At 42.1% G+C, this 19472-nt stretch carries 14 protein-coding genes; 2 read left to right on the top strand and 12 right to left on the bottom strand.

Annotation, left to right across the window (positions count from 1 at the left end; genetic code table 11):
* Positions 1–133: 133 nt before the first annotated feature.
* On the top strand, positions 134–1414 hold the full coding sequence (locus NQ550_RS02800) for a D-alanyl-D-alanine carboxypeptidase family protein (protein WP_227194269.1): 1281 nt from the start codon (positions 134–136) through the stop codon (positions 1412–1414).
* Positions 1415–1520: 106 nt separating this feature from the next.
* Here NQ550_RS02800 and NQ550_RS02795 read toward each other — a convergent pair whose 3' ends face one another.
* The 12 genes from NQ550_RS02795 to NQ550_RS02740 form a co-directional block, all read right to left on the bottom strand.
* Positions 1521–2981 (bottom strand): ArnT family glycosyltransferase, encoded by a 1461-nt coding sequence (locus tag NQ550_RS02795; protein WP_025580312.1) that lies wholly within the window; start codon positions 2979–2981, stop codon positions 1521–1523.
* Positions 2982–2999: 18 nt separating this feature from the next.
* Complete coding sequence (locus NQ550_RS02790; protein ID WP_025580313.1) at positions 3000–5444, bottom strand: glycosyltransferase family 2 protein; 2445 nt, start codon at positions 5442–5444, stop codon at positions 3000–3002.
* A gap of 1 nt (position 5445) precedes the next feature.
* A complete protein-coding gene (locus tag NQ550_RS02785; RefSeq protein WP_025580315.1) occupies positions 5446–7953 on the bottom strand; it encodes a glycosyltransferase family 2 protein in 2508 nt (835 codons plus the stop codon).
* Between the two features lie 2 nt (positions 7954–7955).
* Complete coding sequence (locus NQ550_RS02780) at positions 7956–10148, bottom strand: class I SAM-dependent methyltransferase (RefSeq protein WP_025580316.1); 2193 nt, start codon at positions 10146–10148, stop codon at positions 7956–7958.
* 55 nt (positions 10149–10203) lie between these two features.
* Positions 10204–11484: an ABC transporter ATP-binding protein gene (locus NQ550_RS02775; protein WP_022380237.1), complete on the bottom strand. Its 1281-nt coding sequence runs from the start codon at positions 11482–11484 to the stop codon at positions 10204–10206.
* A gap of 272 nt (positions 11485–11756) precedes the next feature.
* Complete coding sequence (locus NQ550_RS02770; RefSeq protein WP_022380238.1) at positions 11757–12572, bottom strand: ABC transporter permease; 816 nt, start codon at positions 12570–12572, stop codon at positions 11757–11759.
* A 12-nt stretch (positions 12573–12584) separates the two neighbouring features.
* Positions 12585–13139, bottom strand: coding sequence for a dTDP-4-dehydrorhamnose 3,5-epimerase (gene rfbC / locus NQ550_RS02765; RefSeq protein WP_008706119.1), 555 nt, complete (start codon positions 13137–13139; stop codon positions 12585–12587).
* 76 nt (positions 13140–13215) lie between these two features.
* Positions 13216–14517: a D-alanyl-D-alanine carboxypeptidase family protein gene (locus NQ550_RS02760; RefSeq protein WP_025578493.1), complete on the bottom strand. Its 1302-nt coding sequence runs from the start codon at positions 14515–14517 to the stop codon at positions 13216–13218.
* A gap of 85 nt (positions 14518–14602) precedes the next feature.
* The gene (rffA, locus tag NQ550_RS02755; protein ID WP_025578494.1) at positions 14603–15733 is read right to left on the bottom strand and encodes a dTDP-4-amino-4,6-dideoxygalactose transaminase; all 1131 of its coding nucleotides are present in this window, start codon (positions 15731–15733) and stop codon (positions 14603–14605) included.
* Complete coding sequence (locus NQ550_RS02750) at positions 15726–17024, bottom strand: ATP-grasp domain-containing protein (protein WP_025578495.1); 1299 nt, start codon at positions 17022–17024, stop codon at positions 15726–15728. Before NQ550_RS02750 ends, rffA begins: the two co-directional genes overlap by 8 nt.
* On the bottom strand, positions 17021–17983 hold the full coding sequence (locus NQ550_RS02745; protein WP_008706125.1) for a hypothetical protein: 963 nt from the start codon (positions 17981–17983) through the stop codon (positions 17021–17023). Before NQ550_RS02745 ends, NQ550_RS02750 begins: the two co-directional genes overlap by 4 nt.
* The gene (locus NQ550_RS02740) at positions 17983–18918 is read right to left on the bottom strand and encodes a glycosyltransferase family 2 protein (protein ID WP_008706126.1); all 936 of its coding nucleotides are present in this window, start codon (positions 18916–18918) and stop codon (positions 17983–17985) included. Before NQ550_RS02740 ends, NQ550_RS02745 begins: the two co-directional genes overlap by 1 nt.
* A 192-nt stretch (positions 18919–19110) precedes the next feature.
* On the opposite strand from NQ550_RS02740, the gene NQ550_RS02735 reads away from it, so the two are divergent.
* Entirely contained in the window at positions 19111–19461 is a 351-nt protein-coding gene (locus tag NQ550_RS02735; RefSeq protein WP_008706128.1) for a hypothetical protein, read from the top strand.
* Positions 19462–19472: the final 11 nt, after the last annotated feature.

The following is a 19472-nucleotide window of genomic DNA, read 5'->3' as shown; positions in this document are numbered from 1 at the left end:
ATTTTAACATTGTATGATATTTTTTGCAAGAAAGGAGAGAAATGTGTTATACTGTTATTGTTTTTATGGTTACTGTTCACATACAATGAACAGTTACTTTTCAACATTTTTATGCACAGGAGTATTATATACCATGATGATAAAGAAAAAAAGAATCACTGCAGCCCTGCTGGCTCTGGGACTTGGTGCTGTCACCATGTTTTCACAGTTTCCGGTATCTGCTGCTGAAGAAACAGCTCAGAATACAGACGCCGCCGCACAGACAGCAGATCCGTCTGTCGTAATCACCAACGGTATCGACGGATGGCCCCAGGCTTCCGATATTTCGTCTGCCGCAGCAATTGTGATGGAAACTTCCACTAACACAGTCCTGTATTCCAAAAATGCAGATCAGCCCCTTTACCCTGCAAGCGCAGTCAAGATCATGACCTGCCTGGTTGCTCTTGAGAACAGCAGTCTGGATGAACAGGTAACCATGACTGCAACCGGTGTTTCCGGTGTTACTGACGGAGGAGCCAATATTTCCTCACAGTTAGATGAGGTTTTCACCATGGAACAATGTTTATATGCCATCATGGTTGCCTCTGCCAATGATATCGCACTGCAGGTAGCTGAACATGTGGGAGGTTCTGTGGATGCTTTTGTACAGATAATGAATACCCGGGCACAGGAACTTGGCTGCACCAATACTGTCTTTACCAATCCTACCGGTCTTCCTGATGAGAACCAGCATATCACCGCCCATGATATGGCTCTGATCATGGAAGCAGCTATGGCAAATGACACTTTCCGCACCATTGCAGCAACTACTTCCTATACACTTCCGGCAACAAATGTTTCCGGCGGTGAACGTGTACTTACAAACAATTTTACCATGATAAACAGCACCAGCGACGGTTATTATAAACCCTGTATCGGCGGTAAGGAAGGGTACACAGAAGCTTCCGGAAGTACCCTGGTATGTGAAGCTTCCAAAAATAACATGAAGCTGGTATGCATTGTATTAAATGGCGCATCCGGTGTTACCGATAATGAAGCAATCGCGCTTCTCAATTATGGTTTTGACAATTTTGCACCCCTTACCATCGCAGACGATGATTTTAACCGTCTTTCCGGTGGTACAGTCATTGCGCCAAACGGTGCCACAGAAGATAATCTGACCACAGAAGATACTTCTTCTGACGGACAGATCACACGCCAGTATTACTTTGGAGGAACTCCTGTAGGAACTGCGATTCTGGAAGACGCAGAGCAGCAGACAAATGATGCCGCAGTAACCGGTCAGAAGAATATGGAGGCAGCACAGGCATATTCTGCTTCCCATACAACTGCTCCTTATTATATCATCGGGGCGATCGGGGCAGCATTCCTGCTGTTTTTCCTGTTCCTGATGATCAAAGTGATCAAATCCTGAAGCCTGCTTCTGAATACCAGACAGTAACCATTTCTTTGATAGATAAAATAGATAAATTTAAGGGACTTCCGCAAAAGCTTTTCATGCGGCAGTCCCTTTATTTCTTTTAAGGCAAGATTAAAAATGCCCAGCAGGCAAATGGCGAAATCACCAGCAGTACAGTCAGTACTCTGTATATCAGACTCCGCACCTTTTCATTTTTCACTGTTTTTGTCAGAATATTATTCCAGCCCAGCGTAACAAAGTACATCAGAGGATATAATGCAGGCATAAGATATCTTCCCTGTGGCTGATTATCACTGTAATAAACATAATACAGAAACAGAAATACCGGAATCATAATCAGAAATACCATCATCAAATGGAAAATACCTTCTTTATTCCACTCTCGGGATATCACCTTTGTTTTAATCTTCCATCTGTCATTTCCAACTGCTTTCCGCTGTGCAACATACATTTTTTTTCTCAGATCAAATGTCTCTTTTACAAAAAATACACTGATGATCCCAACAGCAAAGAACAGCATATACAGTTTGCTGACCGTATATGGCATATAAATTTCCATCTGTCCAAAAGTACCGATGAAACTTACACACACTGTCAGAATCCAGTTATGATACCAGCCGGGATTCTGATAAAGGATAATATCTTTCCAGTTCCATCCCAGCTTTGCAGGCGTCGGATACAGTGAAGGTCTGTAATCCTTCTGAGCATATTTTTCCGCACATTCCGCACAGGATTTCCTTCCCAGGAAATCTCCGTTATACAAAACTGCGTTACGGATGAACCACCAGCCGCAGAGAACTAAAGTAACTGCTGCGATCACTGCTCCTCTGCTGAAAAGGAAACGAACTCTCTGTGAAAAAGCTTCTTCTCTGCAGAGTAATACCGTAAAACAGAAGAAGAAAAAACTGCAGAGTATCCAACCGTATGCATTATAATAAGACAATGCACATACGGCCATTCCCACTGCAAGGAGTATACAGTTTTTCCATGTCCAGTCTTCTCTCAGATAAGAGCCCCATGCATACAAGATCATGGCTGCTGCCAGCAGTGCCAGTGAGTCTGTATTCACATAAGTTCCCATAAAGATTGCCTGCGGCATAAATCCTGCCAGTGCTGCAAACAGCCATCTAACTTCTCTGGAATATTTTTCTTTCGGAAACAGTTTGCCCGAAGCTTTTACAACAAAATACACTGCACCTGTGACAAACAGTACATCTGCCATACGTGCAATTTTGAACATGGAGTATCCCGGATCTGCAAAAAGCCGGGATATTCTCATAAATAATGCAGACACCATATAAGATACAACCGGATAATATGCATAGGAAATTCCCCACACTTTATTCCTGACAGCCGGATCATCTCCCCCCGGAAGAGCTCCATGATGTTTATAAATGTAATCTGCAACATAATATCTCATCTGTTCATCCGGCCCTGAATTAAAAGGCTGTGTCATCGCCCAGGTTGTCAGCAGGATAAACGCCAGAAATACAAAAATGAAAATTTCTGTTTTTTCATTGATCTCTTTCTTTTTCTTTAACATATCTTCTTTCACATTCATTTTATAGCAATTTCATCTTCAGATTCTTTTCAGAGAAAAGTCCTGGCTCTTCAGAGTGAGATTGGGGTTATAATAAGGATCTCCGTTCTTCAGGATCTCCGGCCATTTTTTTTCAAAGGTGGCAATTTCTTTATTAAATCGTGCCACTTTTTCCGGAGTATCCTCAAGACCTCTGGATTTGGATTCATAATGGTATAATTCCGCATATGGATTATACACGATCAGATATCCCGCCTTTCTCAGCTTCATGCAGAAATCAATATCATTAAATGCAACCGCCAGTTCCTCTGAAAGTCCTCCCACTGCATCAAATGCAGATTTCTTCACCATCATGCAGGCAGCTGTAACCGCACTGTAATCCTGTGCACAGATAATTCTGTGACAATATCCGGTGGTACCTCTCTTCTGCTGGACAAAACAGTGTCCTGCAATTCCGCCAAAACCGATCACAACACCTGCATGCTGGATCGTATCATCCTCATAATAAAGTCTTGCCCCCACTGCGCCTACATCTTTACGCATGCAATAACCCAGGAGTTCTTCCAGACAGTCCGGATTAATGATCTCTGTATCATTGTTAAGCAGAAGCAGATACTCACCCTTTGCAAAAGATGCACCATAGTTATTAATGGCAGAATAGTTAAAGACTCCGTCCCAGTATACCATGCGGACCTTCGGATTCTCTGCCTCCAGTTTTTTGTAATATTCAAAAGTAGCAGAATCTGTACTGTTATTCTCTACAATAATGTACTCATAATTTTTGTACGTAGATTTCTGTTCAATGGATTCCATACATCTCTTCAGATCATCAATATGGTCTTTATTCGGAATAATAATAGAAATCAGCGGATCATGATCTCTGATAAACTTCGTTCTGTACAGCCCCAGATATTCACCCTTAAAAACCTCTGCGTGGATTCCTGTTCTCTCATAGTGAGCCTGTACTGCACGTCTTCCGGCTTCAAAGGCATAAAGCTTGCTCTCGGGATTCTCTGCTGTGGAGTCCTCATGGCAACGCCAGTGATACAGGATTTTTGGAATATGACAGATTTCTTCATCCTTTACTGTTTCCACACAGCGTAACACAAAATCATAATCCTGTGCACCGTCAAACTCACTTCGCAGCCCGCCAACTTTTTCAATTACTTTTCGTGATACCACAAACAGATGGCAGATATAATTGACCGTACACAGCAAATCCGGATTATAGTCCGGTTTAAAATGCGGCTGAAAGAATTTATGTCCATCCATAGACATCTTATCTTCATCTGTGTAGATCACCAGTGTCTGCGGTTTCTCATTTATTGCTTTCACACATTCAAATAATGCATTCGGCGTCAGCTCATCATCATGGTCTGCAAAGGCAATGAAATCACCTGTTGCAATTTCAATGGCACTGTTGGTATTCTCTGAAATCTGAAGCGGCTCCTCATGAGAAACGTATTTAATTCTGTTATCCTTCGCTGTCAGTTCTTTTAACAATTCCGTCAGCGGTGACTGTGCGCCGCTTCCGTCAGAGAAACAAAGTTCCCAGTTTGAATAAGTCTGTTCCTGAAATGATTCTGTCAGTTTTCTGAGATATTTCTCCGGTGTCTTATACAGCGGTACTACAAAAGAAATCTTAGGTCTGTATCCAAAGGATGTTTTCTTCTGTTTCTCCAGTTCGTTCCTGTCCGGCAGATGATGTCTGATCCATTTCTGATAGGATGGCGGTCCCTGACGTACATTTTTAACCTTTGTCACTACCTTCTCAGCAAGAGCCGCCGCACCCTGAGATTTCCAGTAGCGGATTCCTTTTTCTACATATTTGTCTAATTTCTTTGCCAGAATATCAGCTTTTCTCAGAGGAACCACATGTACAGTTTTCTTCTCGCCTGCATAAAACACTACATACAGGCATTTTCCCGAAACGTTGGTGATCTCAGAGAAGAATCCTGTCTTTCCCGGATCCTGTGCTTCTTCAAACAGTTGGTTGACATCCACCCTGTCTGTTCTCTGGATTTCAGCGGCAACCGGCTTTTTATCCGCATCAAAGATACGGACAGTCACAGGCTTCGGTGCAATGGCCCACCCTCTGATCCGTACAGTTCCCTGTTCTGCACTCTCTTCTTCAAAATATACCTGCGGTTTATCTCTTTTTTTATCCAGTTCACCGACAGTGATGGAAAACCAGACATGTTTTTTATCCGGAAACTTCTCATAGATCACAAGCTTATGATACCCCTCCAGATTTTCCGGTATCTGAACAGTTGCCGTAATCTGTATTCCCTGCATTTTCTCCGGATCTTTAAAACGTTCCAGTGCACTTACATTTTCATTTTCTTTCACAAACACCTTCAGTTTGTGCTGATCCAGATATGCCTCCATCACCGCATCTTTCGGCCAGTGTCCCTGCACAATATACTGTGTCCTGTCTGATAAATGAAATCTTTCTCTTACTACTTCAAATATTTCCTTAGGCATGTTAATCTCCGTTCTTCTCCTGTTTTCTCAGAGAACAGTCTGTGTTGTTTAATGTCAGATTGGGATTATAATAGGGATCTCCTTTCAGGAGCTCTCTTTCCCATTTTCTCCGGAAACAGTTTACTTCTCTGGAAAAACGCAGCTGTTTCTCCGGTGTATCTTCCATTCCTCTGGATTTGGATTCATAATGATACAGTTCTGCATACGGTGTGAATACAATTTTCATTCCATATTTTCTCACTTTCATACAGAGGTCAATATCATTAAATGCAACCTTCAGCTCCTCGTCAAATCCTCCGACTGCTTTAAAAACAGAAGTCTTTACCATCATGCAGGCGGCAGTGACTGCACTTATCTCCTGCACACAGCGCAGACGTCCCATATATCCTTCCGCATCCCGGGGAAGTTTACATAATACATGGGCAGCAACTCCACCAAGACCAACTACCACTCCTGCATGCTGAATGGTATCATCCGGATAATACAGTTTCGCACCGACCATTCCCACGTCTTTTTGCTGACAAAGCTGAAGCATTTCTTCAAGCCAGCTCCCTGTAATGATCTCCACATCATTGTTAAGAAACAGCAGATACTCTCCCCGTGCCTCTCTTACTGCAAAATTATTGATCGCAGAATAATTGAATTCTTTTTTCCATGTAAGGATCCTTACATTTGGGTATCTGTTTTTCAGTGTCTCATAGTATACAAAGGTTTCTTTTTCCACACTGTTGTTCTCAACAATAATGATCTCGTAATTCTTCCATGTTGTCTTCTCTTCTATGGATGAAATACACAGTTCCAGATCATTAATGTGATCTTTACTTGGAATGATCACAGAAATCATCGGTTCGCCGGAAATAGTCAGATGGCTTCTGTACCATCCCTTCTTGTCTGCAAGTTCCGCTGTTGCAGGAACCTCTGCCCTGCGGTAATGCTCCTCCAGTGCCTTTCTGCCTGCTTCCCAGTTTTTCTTCTCCTGTTCTTCTGTGATCAGGTTCTCTGCTTTCATGGAATGACAGAGGATTTTTGGAATATGCACAATATTCTCTGCCTGCTCACTGCATCTTAAGAGCATATCATAATCCTGTGCACCATCATATTCCGGATCAAACTTTCCGGCCTGTTCCAGAATTTCCTTCCGGATTGCCCAGAACTGTCCGATATAATTATTTTCCCTTAATCTGAACAGATTGAAATCCGGCTTGAATTCCGGCTCAGAATAATGTTTTCCGTCTGCGCTGATCTCATCTTCATCTGTATAGATCATATCCGCTTTTTTCTCTGTGATCGCTTTGACCATCTGAAAAAGTGCATCAGGTTCAGGTATGATCTCCTGACCGGCAAACAGAACATACTCTCCCATTGCAAGTTTCAGAGATGCATTAAGATTTCCCGAAATGCCATTATTTTCCGTAACCTTCTTATAGGAAAGGCGAATCTCTTTTTTATATTTTTTCCGCAGAAACTCTCCTGTTTCCTCTCCCTCACATGCATCTGCCAGACACAGCTGCCAGTTGCCATAGGTCTGTTCTGTATAAGCATCGATCACACTTTTTAACCTTTGTTCATCTGTATCCGTCACCACCATCACAATACTGATCAGCGGTGAATAAGAAAAAACAGCAGTTCTCTGTCTTTTTAATTCCTTTCGGAATGCGACATGATCTTTCAGCCAGTCTTCATAATCCTGATCTCCGTCCTTAAGCTGGGAATTTCTCACATAACGGATAAATCTTCCAATGCCGTTTTTCTTTATATATTCCTGATTCTTCTGCCTGTTCTTCAGAGACAGCAGTTTCATCTGCTGATACAGTCCGGTATTTTCCCGTTTTATTTTTTTTACATTTACAGTATAAATTTTCTGTACATCTTTTCCCCTGAAACAGATGCAGATATTCTGATCGTTTGTATTCTCCAGATTGACAGTAATACTGAATCCCAGATTTCTTTTCTCTTCTTCGGAAATCCCCTTTGCCTCTTCCACGTCCGGACGTCTTTGTCTGGTGATCGTACATTCCAGAACCTTCCCATCTGTGCCCTGTACAAATATCTCATCCGGCTCCAGCTGGTTTACAACCCAGCCTCTGACTGTCAGGATACTCTCCTGTGTGATCTGTTCCTCATCAATATGATATTCAATAAGACTTTCCTCACAAAAGTCCTTCACTTCTGCAGCTGTGGCTTCCCAGATGATTTCTTTTTCATCTCCTGCTCTCAGCGCAAGCTGCAGTTTCTCATGTTCTTCTGCAAGTTTTATAATTTCCGGTATCTTTACTGTGAATCCGACATTTCCCACTTCTTTTATATCTTTTGTTTCTTTTAAATCTTTGGCAACATCCGCTCTTTCACAACGCGAAGGTTCAAGAACGGAGAGTTCCTTTTCCGAGCCATAAAGAATGAAATCACATTCTGACTGATCTCTGGTTATCGCCCATCCGGTAATGGCCAGAGTATGATCTTCTTTGTCACTGTATATTTTTTTATCTACACTCCAAAGTATATTTCCCATAACTAAACCCTTTTGATGGCACGATACACTTTCCATGCCTTACTGCCTTCCACCTGATCGACCAGAGCTTTCTTCTGCGCAAGCTCCTGACTCATCTGCTCCATTGCCCTTTTCTGCTCTGCGTATTCTTTCCAGAATTTCTTTTCTGTGGCTTTCCGGTCCAGGATCTCCATCTCAATCTTTATGAACTTTCTGTTCTCAGGAACAAAATCTACTATGATCTGCGGATCGTCACCGCCGAAATAGAATTCTCCGGAGGACACTTCACAGCCATCTGTGTGAAACTTTACCTGACTTTCATCTTCCCATGTCAGCTTTACAATTTTAAGTCCCTTGGACATTTCGCCCGGATCAAGGCGAAGCATTGTGGTATTCTCCGGAAGTTCAAACTCCGTCTGAATTTTCCCATTTCTGAACAGATATCTCACAGAATCAGCCTCATTAAAGCTCTTTCCGTTATCCCAGAAAATCTGAAGCATTTCCAGAGATTCCTGTTTCTTTTCTCTGTAATAATCTTCTACTTCCACCCGGCCCGGAGAGATCTGGGCATACATATTTCTCATTGCTGTATGCTCACCCAGAATATACTGCTGAAAATTATGTTCCATCTCCACATAAACTTCTATATCTTCAGGCAGGATTCCTGCTTTCTCATAGAAATCCCGTTCTTTAAGTATTCCCCGTTTGTCATTCAATTCCAGATAATAAAAGATCATCCTGTAAACCAGGAACTGTGAAGGTACAGGAAATGCAAAGGTCCACTCATAGTCGATCACAGATACTTTATTCTCAGAGAGGATAATATTTGCAGGAACAAAATCAATATTGGATATTTCTGTACATTTCAGATCAGAACGCAGGTTTACATTTCCAAATACCCTTACAAATTCCGGTGTTTTCTCAAAGGGTTTCTTCTCATGAATATTCTTTACTTTCTGTATATAAGAGAAGAATAATTTCTCCAGTTCCTCTGTTCTGCCTTCTTCCAGAAGATGATCCAGCTTATCTTCCAGGGTGATACCTGTCAGATATTCCAGCTGCGCACAGTCACCTTTGATCCGGCAGCGGTTTACTTCAATTTCCTCTTCTTTATACATTCCGGTCAGTTCTTCGCAGATAGTTCCCAGATTCCGTACATGAGCTGCCGCTTTCTTCTGCGACGGTACTTTCTTCACAGTCAGCTGCCCATCTGCTGCTTCACTGATTTCCGTATAAATGGAGAGCTTCTGATCTCTCTCATTGGAAAACTTCACATAAACCGGTGCTGTCTGTGGCTGTTCTTTTCCGATCACAAGAAGAAAGGAATTGGCAAACTGCGGGTAAAGATCATTGCTCAAAAGTGTATTGTACACCTGAGATTCCTGAAACAGATCCAGACGGAGTCTGTCAAAATTGTAGTCCCTCATATGCAGCTCTCCGCTTGCAGGGAGATGTCTGTCTGAATGAATAGTCATTGGAAATTTGTAATCCGGATATGGATAATACCAGTCGGCTTTTAAGTTTCCTGCTTCCTCCAAAATTCCATTAAATTCTTTTCTTGAAAAAGTTTTAACCCCTTTTGTTTTGGGGTATCCCTGGATTCCTTCGAATAAAGTTCCAAAATGGTCCTCTGTACATCCGGCCCAGTATTTCAGTCCCAGTCTGTTCTCAATGGCCAGAATGATCTTTCCATCCGGCTTCAGATGCTTTGATATGATCCTGAGAAAGTCCACATAGGGATTCTCACTCCGGATATAGGATTCTCCATACTCAAATACACCGATCAAAGTAATATAGTCGTATTTCTCAGTAAGGTTTTTCTCGATCTCCTGAAAATTTCCCACAAGAATCTTAAGATTATCCTGATCCTGATGTCTGTATGCATTGATCTTACTTCTTTTCATAGAAAGCTCGATGCAGGTAACTTCCTTCGCCCTTTCACAGAGAGCTCCTGTCACAGCACCACATCCGGAACCAATCTCCAGAACCTTCTCTTCTCCTGTAAAGGGAATCCAGCTCAGAATATTCTCCCTGATATGAGAAAAATGATAAAGAATTGGCCAGCTCTTTCTCTCACTGATCACTCTGTTAAATTCTTCCGGTGCAAAATCTCTGGAAATTGCAAGCATTTCATCCTCTATCGCACCATCACTGTATAGATCTTTTCCCGGATAGCACGTGGTATCCAGAATTACTTTCCCGATTTTTTCTTCCATATATAGTCCTCGCGCTGATTATTTTTTCGCACTGATATTTGTCATCATAACTTTCTCAGACCTGTTCTTCGCACCGTACTTCCACCTTTGAATCCATATCATAGAATCCAACTGTATTTTTACTGGAAATAACTGTTATGTTACATGCGTCATAAAGTCTGTGGAATACCGTAAAATCTCCGTTTTTATACCCTGTACATCCAAATGACAGGAGATACTCACCGCCCTGAAGGTTCATGTTCTGTGTAAATGTTACAGTACATATATCCCCTTTTCCGGAGTGTTCTATCTTTGCATTTTCATACATGGTATTGGTACCTGTGATTTCCGTACCCTGAATATTTTTAAATGTGTATGCCATGATCGGCTCCTGAATCTCTTCATTAAACCGGACTTTCATACGAATTTTGAAGCAGCTTCCCTTTTCAACAGTATTGGAACATCTTCCTTTATCATCAATGACTCTGAAATCTGTGATCTCAGCAATACGGCTTCCATATTCCAGCATATTGGGATTTACCTGAAAATCTCCCAGTCCTTCACTGTCCTCTGCCACAATCTGCTCTGTACTGTCAGATTCATTCTGTTTTACAGGATTCTGTCCTACCAGAAGCTGTTTGTACAGGTCAACCATCTGCTTTGGTGAACCTTCATCCATCTTTACGCCTTTGTTCAGAAGAATAACTCTGTCACAATACTTGGAAACACTTCCAAGATCATGACTTACAAACAGAATCGTCTTGCCCTGTTTCTTAAATTCCTCAAACTTGTGATAACATTTTGCCTGAAAGAACACGTCGCCCACAGACAACGCCTCATCTACCACCAGGATCTCCGGATCAATATTGATCGCAACAGCAAAAGCCAGACGCACGAACATACCGCTGGAATAAGTCTTTACAGGCTGGTGAATAAAGTCTCCAATGTCCGCAAATTCCAGAATATCATTCAGTCTGGCATCAATCTCTTCTTTTGAAAAACCGATCATGGTTCCATTCAGGTATACATTTTCAAGACCTGAATATTCCATGTTAAATCCGGCTCCCAGTTCCAGTAGTGCGGAAATTCGTCCGTCTACCTTTACTTCCCCTGCTGTGGGAGTCAGGACACCGGTGATGATCTTTAAGATCGTGGATTTACCGGAACCGTTGGTTCCGATAATTCCCACGCATTCTCCTTCATAAATATCAAAATTTACATCATGAAGTGCATAATGCTCTTTATAAAGTTTCTTTCTGGTAAGCCCCAGCGCTTCTTTCAGTCTGTCCGAAGGCTTATCATATAATTTATACATTTTGGTGAGATCCTTCACCTGAATTACTTTCTTGTTCTCCACGTGATTTCCTTTCTGTTATGTTCCTGTGTTTTTCATCTTCTTCTGACTTATTTCGCGCTTACCAGTACAGCGAAAATTAAGTTTCTGCTATATTAATATTCGCTGTACTAGTGTGCCGACAAGTTGATTCTTGAAACAATCTTGCAGGATAAATTTTTTTATTTCAAGGCGGAGGAAGGAGGCGTAGCGGTGGCTACGGCGACCGACGACAACGCGGAAATAAGAAATTTAGACGCAAGATTGTTCTAGAAATCAACTTGTTGGTACACTAGTTACAATACATCTGCAAAATGAATGCGCAGACGTTTAAATACCCAGCTTCCGAACAGGAAACACAGAATTGTAAATATCCAGAAATAGACCGTCCATCCTGCATGTTCCCAGAACCAGGTTTTCATCAGGAATGTATCTCTGTATCCGGAAACAATATAATACATCGGATTCAGTTTCAGGATCTTCATGATCACAGGATGTCCCATCAGAGGTGAAGCCTCAACGATCCACATGATCGGAGTCAGCCAGACTCCTACCTGAAGCACAATGTTGATGATCTGGGTCAGATCTCTGAAAAAAATAACGATTGCACTTGTGGCATAGGATAAGCCCAATACCAGAATGAACACACATACACTGTAATAAATAATCTGCAGATAATAGAAATCAGGAAATTTCCCATACGCTGCATACAGGATGATCGTAAACAACACAAAGAATGCATGCACAAACATGGCAGAAATGATCTTGACTACCGGAAGCACACTGATATTAAAAACGACTTTTTTTACCAGATAATTGTATTCCAGCAGAGAATTTGTCCCCCCCATCAGCGCATCCTGGAAAAAGAACCATGGCACAATACCTGCTACCAGATAAAGAACAAAAGGAACTCCCAGATCCCCTGTTCCGGAACGAAAACCTACAGAGAATACAAACCAGTATACCAGGATCGTGATCACAGGCTGGATAAACGCCCACACAATTCCCAGATAAGAACCTGCATATCTTGTTTTGAAATCATTCTTTGCAAGTTTTGCAACAAGCCGTCTGTTCTTATAAATATCCATCGGTAAAGAAAAAATTGTATTCAATCGCTCATTCTCCTATTTACGGTACTCTTTAAAGCTTCCCCATTTGGTATCTTTGTCAGAAAAGCTTAATTCCATTCCTTCCGGGATCGGCCATTCAACTCCGATATCCGGATCGTTCCAGATCAGGCCGCCCTCATCATTTGGATGATAGAAATCAGAGCATTTGTAAACAAATTCCGCATGCTCGGAAAGCACAAGAAAACCATGTGCAAATCCTTTCGGAATGAAGAACTGTTTCTTGTTTTCAGCAGAAAGTACGACTCCAAACCATTTTCCATATGTTTCTGAACCTTCACGAAGATCTACCGCCACATCAAATACCTCACCATTTACAACACGTACCAGTTTATCCTGTGGGTAATTGATCTGGAAATGGAGTCCGCGAAGTACACCCTTATGTGAGCTTGACTGATTATCCTGTACAAATTCGACATCAATTCCTGCTTCTTTGAAATCATTGTAATTGTAGGTTTCCATGAAATATCCTCTGGCATCTCCGAAAACTGTAGGTTCTACCACTTTTAATCCCTTAATTCCACCACATTCTGTAACTTTGATTTTTCCCATTTTATTTTCCTCTTTTCTTTAGCTTTCTCTGTGTTTCTGTTATATCTGTTCGCATAAATCCACATGGTATGCAGACTTAGCCATAATATCTTTTTTCCTTTTTTGCAAGTGCAATACTCAGAATGATAATAAGAAGAAGCATTGCCGCTCCTATGATCAGAAGTATTTTTCGCAGCTTTGGCATGCCTGCAGAAGTTTTTTCTTCTCCGACAGTATCTGATTTCTCATTTTGATCCGCCTGATCTGTATTTCCTCCGGATGTGTCAGAAAGAGTATCCGCTGCAGGTTCCGGTGTAGGTGTAGCTTCCGGAACTTCAACGCTTCCCAGCAGATAATCATTATAATAGTAATCATCTACTGTATTTCCATCCTGTGAATTTTCCTGAACAGTCAGGTTATCCACAGTCACTCCGTTTGGAACTGATACTTCTCCACCATTTACCTGTGCTTTTGTGAAATTTTGATAACCATAGTTGAACAATGCTGTGGAATCCGTACTGGCAACTGCAAGGTCTACCGCCTTCATTGTCACTGTAATATAAGTAGTTCCATTCTTCTCTGCTGCTGTCACAAGAGTGTTTCCGGCCTCACTGGTATATCCTGTCTTGCCGCCAATACAGCCATCATAATGATAACTGCTCTCCGGGGCAAGCATCGGATGATGCGTATGCAGTACCCTTGACTCACTGTTCATGTTCGTAGGTTTGATCGTATAATCTGTAGCGCCGATGATCCTGCGGAATTTTTTATTCTTCAGACCTTCCCGCATGATCAACGCCATGTCATGTGCAGTAGAATAGTGGTCAGGATCCGGAAGACCACTGGCATTTACAAAATGTGTATTTGTGCATCCGATCTGTGCCGCACGTTCATTCATCATATCTACAAAGTGCTGCTCTGTGCCGCCTACATGTTCTGCAATCTGGGCTGCGACCTCGTTTGCAGAGCGGATCACAAGTGCATAAAGGCATGCTCTCATGCTCATCACTTCTCCCACCTGCATTCCAATATTGCCGGAATCCCAACTGATATCACGTGTTCCTGTTTCCGTAAAGACAACATCTTCTTTCAGGGAACAGTTCTCCACCGCCAGAAGCAGTGTCATGATTTTGGTAATACTTGCCGGATAACGGATTTCATCTCCGCCCTTGCTGTACAGAAGAATTCCGCTGTCTGCATCCATCAGTACCCCTGTCTCAGATGTGATCTCAGGACCTGCAGGCCAGCCTGAAATCTCATTAGTTGAAATGGATACGGGTGTAACATCTGAAACAGCAGCCTGCGCAGTTCCTTCCGCAGCAGCGCAGATCTGAACAGCAGTCATTGCAATGACTCCCACAGTCATAACAGCCTTTAATAAATGTTTCCATTTTTTCATAATATTTCCTCTTAATATATATCTCTGTTTTCCGTCCGATGTGCCGACAAGTTGATTCCTGAAACAGACTTGCGGCACACGATTATCAGAATCCGTCAAAAGAAGCTATGGTATCTGTGATATACTTCACATCCTCCATATCCAGATTATAAAACATCGGCAGTCTCAACAGACGTTCACTTTCCTTTGTAGTATAAACATCTTCCCCTGAAAATCTTCCAAATTTCTGTCCAGCAGGTGCAGAATGAAGAGGCACGTAATGAAATACGCTGCAGATTCCTTTTTCCCGAAGGTAAGCAATCAGCCGGGTTCTTACCTGTATATCACGCACCTTGATATAATACATATGGGCATTGTGGCTGCATTCCTCCGGCACATAAGGCTGTTCGATTTTACCCTCCTGTGCAAGATGAGCCAGATTTTTATGATAATAATTGTATATCTCCATTCTTTTGGCAAAAATCTGATCTCTTGCTTCCAGCTGTGCATAAAGATATGCTGCATTCAGCTCACTTGGAAGATAGGAAGAACCATAATCTATCCAGCGGTACTTGTCAACCTGTCCGCGGAAAAACTTACTTCTGTCAGTTCCCTTTTCTCTCAGGATCTCTGCCTTCTCCAGATATTCATCCCTGTTAAAAAGGATTGCACCGCCCTCTCCCATAGTATAGTTCTTTGTCTCATGGAAACTGTAACACCCAAAATCTCCAATGGTACCAAGAGCTTTTCCCTTATAATAGGCATCTACTCCCTGCGCAGCGTCTTCAACAACCTTCAGATTGTATTTTTTTGCAATCTCCATAATGGTATCCATCTCACAGGCAACCCCTGCATAGTGGACCGGGACGATCACTTTTGTTTTCTCAGTCACTGCCGCCTCGATCAGTTTCTCATCAATATTCATTGTATCCGGTCTGATATCAACAAATACAATCTTTGCTCCCTTTAACACAAAGGCATCTGCGGTTGAAACAAATGTATAGGACGGCATGATCACCTCATCACCAGGCTTAATGTTGCAAAGATGGGCTGCCATCTCCAGAGCATGGGTACAGGATGTGGTAAGCATTACATGATTTACATGAAATTTATCCATCATCCACTGAGAACATCTTTTCGTATATTCTCCATCCCCACAGAGCATTCCTCTCTGTACCGCATCACGTATGTAATCAAATTCCCTGCCTGTAAAAGCAGGTCTGTTAAAATCAATCATCTGTTTTCTTTTCCTTCTCATATTCCGGTATCTTATTTCTGTAGGCAACTTCTCTTCCTTCCGGATCCCGGATACTCATCTCACTGAAAAATTTCTCAGTCTTCTTCTCCAGCTGCCTGCGGTTTTCTGTTTCTATATAATACAATGCAAGATATGGATTCGGCCCATATTCTATCACACGTTCGCCTTCTTTATAAAAAATCCAGGGTTTTACAACGCATTTTTCTTTTGCAAGCTCACAGGCTGCCGTCTGATCTGCAATCTGAAGCTGTCGTCCCTGAAAATACAGTACAGCCCCATATTTTACCGGATGATGAATATCATGACGGTGAAACATCTCCTTTATCCGGTCTTTTTCATAAAGATAATCCAGCAGCAGTTCCTCTGTCTGAAATCCATAAACCATATCTGTCAGCTCATGTTCATATCCAAAGAAACGTCCTGCAATCTCACATACCTGAATGCCCCTGCCAGGTTTCCAGAAAAACTGCATGGATAATGCACCTTCCGTCTGTCCGGTATAGCGGATATAATTCTGCAGAATATCTGTGGCACTTTTTTCGACCTCCGCCAAGAAACGGGATGGATAAACATTTCGTGTGCTGAGCGGAAGCATTCCCTCTTCCATTTCCGTTTTCTCACGATCTGCAATACTGATCACATTGACTTTCCCATCCATTACCCATGTCATCATGTTAAACTCATAACCGTCATTGTATTCCTCAACCAGAATTTCCTGACAATCCGTATATTCCGCTGTCTGCAGGGCTTTTTTTCTGACTTCATCTGAATGATGAATAATAAAGATTCCTCTTGAACCATATTTATCCAGAGGTTTACTGATCAGAGGATACTGCAGATTTGCAATACTCTGTTGTATTTCTTCTTCTGATCCCTGTTTCAGCAGTTCCACAGATATTTTCCGAAATCCCGGTGCCGGCAGTCCAAGCTTGTCCAGAACATCCCGGCATGCCGATTTATCCCTGTACCAGGAAAGCTGTTCCGGTTTCAGATAACAGGGCAGTCCTGCTTTATCTGCAATTTTAACCATACACTCCAGGAGCAGATCTGAAAATGATGTGATGATCCCGTCCACACCTTCTTCCCTGCACATCAGGGCAATAGCATCTACGTCTGTTACAGGAATGGTATAAGCCTTATCTGCATACGTTCTGGCAATACCATCTGCATATCCGTCGCACACAACAGTCTCATAACCTTTCTCTTTTGCTTTCTTTACCAGCTCTGTAAATTCTCCGAGCGTTCCCAGAATCAACACTTTATGTTTCATATCCGTTCCTCACATTCTCTGACAACCGAAGCCATATATTTCATATCCTCCACGCTGTAACGCTGATCGCAGGGCAACGGAAGAATATTGGCAGCCCAGGTATATTCCAGACTTTTTGTCTCAGAGTTCTCAATTATATTTTTCCAGTAAGTCGGCACAAATATCTTCTTTTCGGCAAGATATCTGCGAAGTTTCATTCCATCAGCGTGGAAATACGGATATGCAAAAGGTCCCTCCGGCACAGTCTGATTAAATATACTTTCCGATGGAAGCAGTTCTCCGAGAATCCGGTAGTTTTCTTCCCTTTTTTTCTTTGCTCTGTCATAATCCACAGCTTTCAGAAGATTCTGTGTAAGCTTTGACATCTGCCGAAGCTCCATCCCGTCATATTTTGCCGCATTTTCCAGCATATCTTTGTAGTAGGTTCCGGCATTATGCTCATAACGCCCCAGAATATGTTTCATACGCTCTGCAGAATAATCGACAGTCTTATTTTCTGTCAGGCTGGTATCTGTTGACAGATATGCGCCATCGCTGACACCCCAGAATTTTCTGCAGGAATACAGTGTATCTATCCCTTTTAATGGTTTCTGAAAAAATGCATGGGTATGGTCCACTATGATGTTTCCGTAAATCTTTTTATACTCTGATATCCGGGAATCAGACAGCTGACCATAGTAATTAACCAGATAAAGATATTCCCCTTCCGGAAGCTGTTCTTTCGGATACAGAACTTCCAGTTTCTCATTCAGATGATAAAATTCTGTCTCTATCTGATTTTCCTGACAGGTATGCACCACTGATCCACACAGAAAATACGGTAATAGGATTTTCCTGCACCTGCGGCTCTTCAAAAGCCACAGCAGTGCGGTTCTTCCAAGATTGACCCTGTACAGGTCAGGATAATATTCCTCTCCCGGCATCTCTTCCAGCTGAAAATATCCGCCAATTTCCTTCATTATTCGTCCGTATCCTCCCGACGTATTACATAATGGGGCATTTTTTTTGCCTCATTAAGAATATTCATTAAATAGATTCCCATAATTCCGATCGATAACAAAATCAGTCCAAAAAACGCCAGCATAACCAGCATCAGCGAAGTCCAGCCCTGCACAGATATGCCCAGTGTAAAATATCTTACCAGATAACAGACCGACAGAACTACACTTATCAGGAAACTGACAATTCCGATATTTCTCACCAGCAGAAGGGGAAATGCAGTATGTGTCGTGATATCATAAATCAGATCTTTCAGCAGTCTCTTAAAGGAATAACCGCTTTTTCCGTAAGCTCTGTCTGCATGCTGAACCGGAACATTAATAATACGGTTAGAACTCCTGATCAGAAGGTTTCCAATCTGTGGAAGATATGTATTTGTTTTTACCATGGCATCCACAAGGAATCTGCGGATCAGCCTGTAACTGGTGATCTGAAGATCCGGATCTTTTCCCAGCATCTTTGAAGTTGCCCATACAGAAAATTTCGTTCCCAGTTTGCGTATCGGACCATGCTTTCTTCCTTCATAGCTTGCAATGATAACATCCACATCCGGTCTCTCCTGCATGGTTCTGACCATCTTCGGAAGTTCCTCCGGCTGATGCTGAAGGTCATCATCCATTGTTACCACAAACTCTCCTTTTACATGTGCAAATCCACACAGAAGTGCCGGATGCTGTCCGAAGTTACGGGCCATCTGTATGATCCGTACCCTGTGATCCTTTTCTCTGAGTTCCGTCATGATCTCATAAGATCTGTCCTTTGATCCGTCATCTACCAGGATCAGTTCAAAGTCTTCTTTAAGAGTTTCCCGGAATACTTTCTCCAAACGGGTATATAGTTCTCCCAGTGTATGTTCAGAATTATATACAGGAACAACCACTGAATATAAGCTCATATGCTTTTCCTTTCTCTTTTCATCTTTTTGCAATCATTTTTATCATATCATTTTCAACATTTCTTTTCAAGATTCCTGCTGCACAAACCTTGACTTCCCTGCTTTTTTATGTAAAATAGTTACTGTCCGACAGCTTTCAGACACGCTCTATTGGATGAAATCCGTAAAATACCATTATCGCCCGGAGGTATTATGTCAAAACTCAAAGACTACATACAACTTCATCTGAATATCCTGCTGTTTTCACTGACAAGTGTTTTTTCCAAAGCTGCATCTGTTCAGTATAATAAACATGGTCTCAGCAGTCCTCTGCTTTACCTGTTCCTGTTCCTGATGGTAGCCAACTGCGGAATCTACGCCATCACCTGGCAGCAGGTCATCAAGAAATTCTCTTTGTCTACTGCCTATGCCAATAAAAGTGTTTATCTTCTGTGGTCGCAGATATGGGCAGTGCTGATCTTTCATGAAAATCTTTCCATTCAGAATATCATAGGTATTCTGGTGGTTTTATTTGGAGTATGGACGGTGCAGAGATATGAATAGAACATTTATTT

Source organism: Blautia wexlerae DSM 19850, from assembly GCF_025148125.1.
GTDB classification, from domain to species: Bacteria; Bacillota; Clostridia; order Lachnospirales; family Lachnospiraceae; genus Blautia_A; species Blautia_A wexlerae.
This window is presented reverse-complemented; position numbering and strand designations above follow the sequence as displayed.

Bases quoted from the DNA above. Each gene is read 5' to 3' on its own strand.
- NQ550_RS02800 (WP_227194269.1), top strand. From the start codon at position 134: ATGATGATAAAGAAAAAAAGAATCACTGCAGCCCTGCTGGCTCTGGGA.
- NQ550_RS02795 (WP_025580312.1), bottom strand. From the start codon at position 2,981: ATGAATGTGAAAGAAGATATGTTAAAGAAAAAGAAAGAGATCAATGAA.
- NQ550_RS02790 (WP_025580313.1), bottom strand. From the start codon at position 5,444: ATGCCTAAGGAAATATTTGAAGTAGTAAGAGAAAGATTTCATTTATCA.
- NQ550_RS02785 (WP_025580315.1), bottom strand. From the start codon at position 7,953: ATGGGAAATATACTTTGGAGTGTAGATAAAAAAATATACAGTGACAAA.
- NQ550_RS02780 (WP_025580316.1), bottom strand. From the start codon at position 10,148: ATGGAAGAAAAAATCGGGAAAGTAATTCTGGATACCACGTGCTATCCG.
- rfbC (WP_008706119.1), bottom strand. From the start codon at position 13,139: ATGGGAAAAATCAAAGTTACAGAATGTGGTGGAATTAAGGGATTAAAA.
- NQ550_RS02760 (WP_025578493.1), bottom strand. From the start codon at position 14,517: ATGAAAAAATGGAAACATTTATTAAAGGCTGTTATGACTGTGGGAGTC.
- rffA (WP_025578494.1), bottom strand. From the start codon at position 15,733: ATGATTGATTTTAACAGACCTGCTTTTACAGGCAGGGAATTTGATTAC.
- NQ550_RS02750 (WP_025578495.1), bottom strand. From the start codon at position 17,024: ATGAAACATAAAGTGTTGATTCTGGGAACGCTCGGAGAATTTACAGAG.
- NQ550_RS02745 (WP_008706125.1), bottom strand. From the start codon at position 17,983: ATGAAGGAAATTGGCGGATATTTTCAGCTGGAAGAGATGCCGGGAGAG.
- NQ550_RS02740 (WP_008706126.1), bottom strand. From the start codon at position 18,918: ATGAGCTTATATTCAGTGGTTGTTCCTGTATATAATTCTGAACATACA.
- NQ550_RS02735 (WP_008706128.1), top strand. From the start codon at position 19,111: ATGTCAAAACTCAAAGACTACATACAACTTCATCTGAATATCCTGCTG.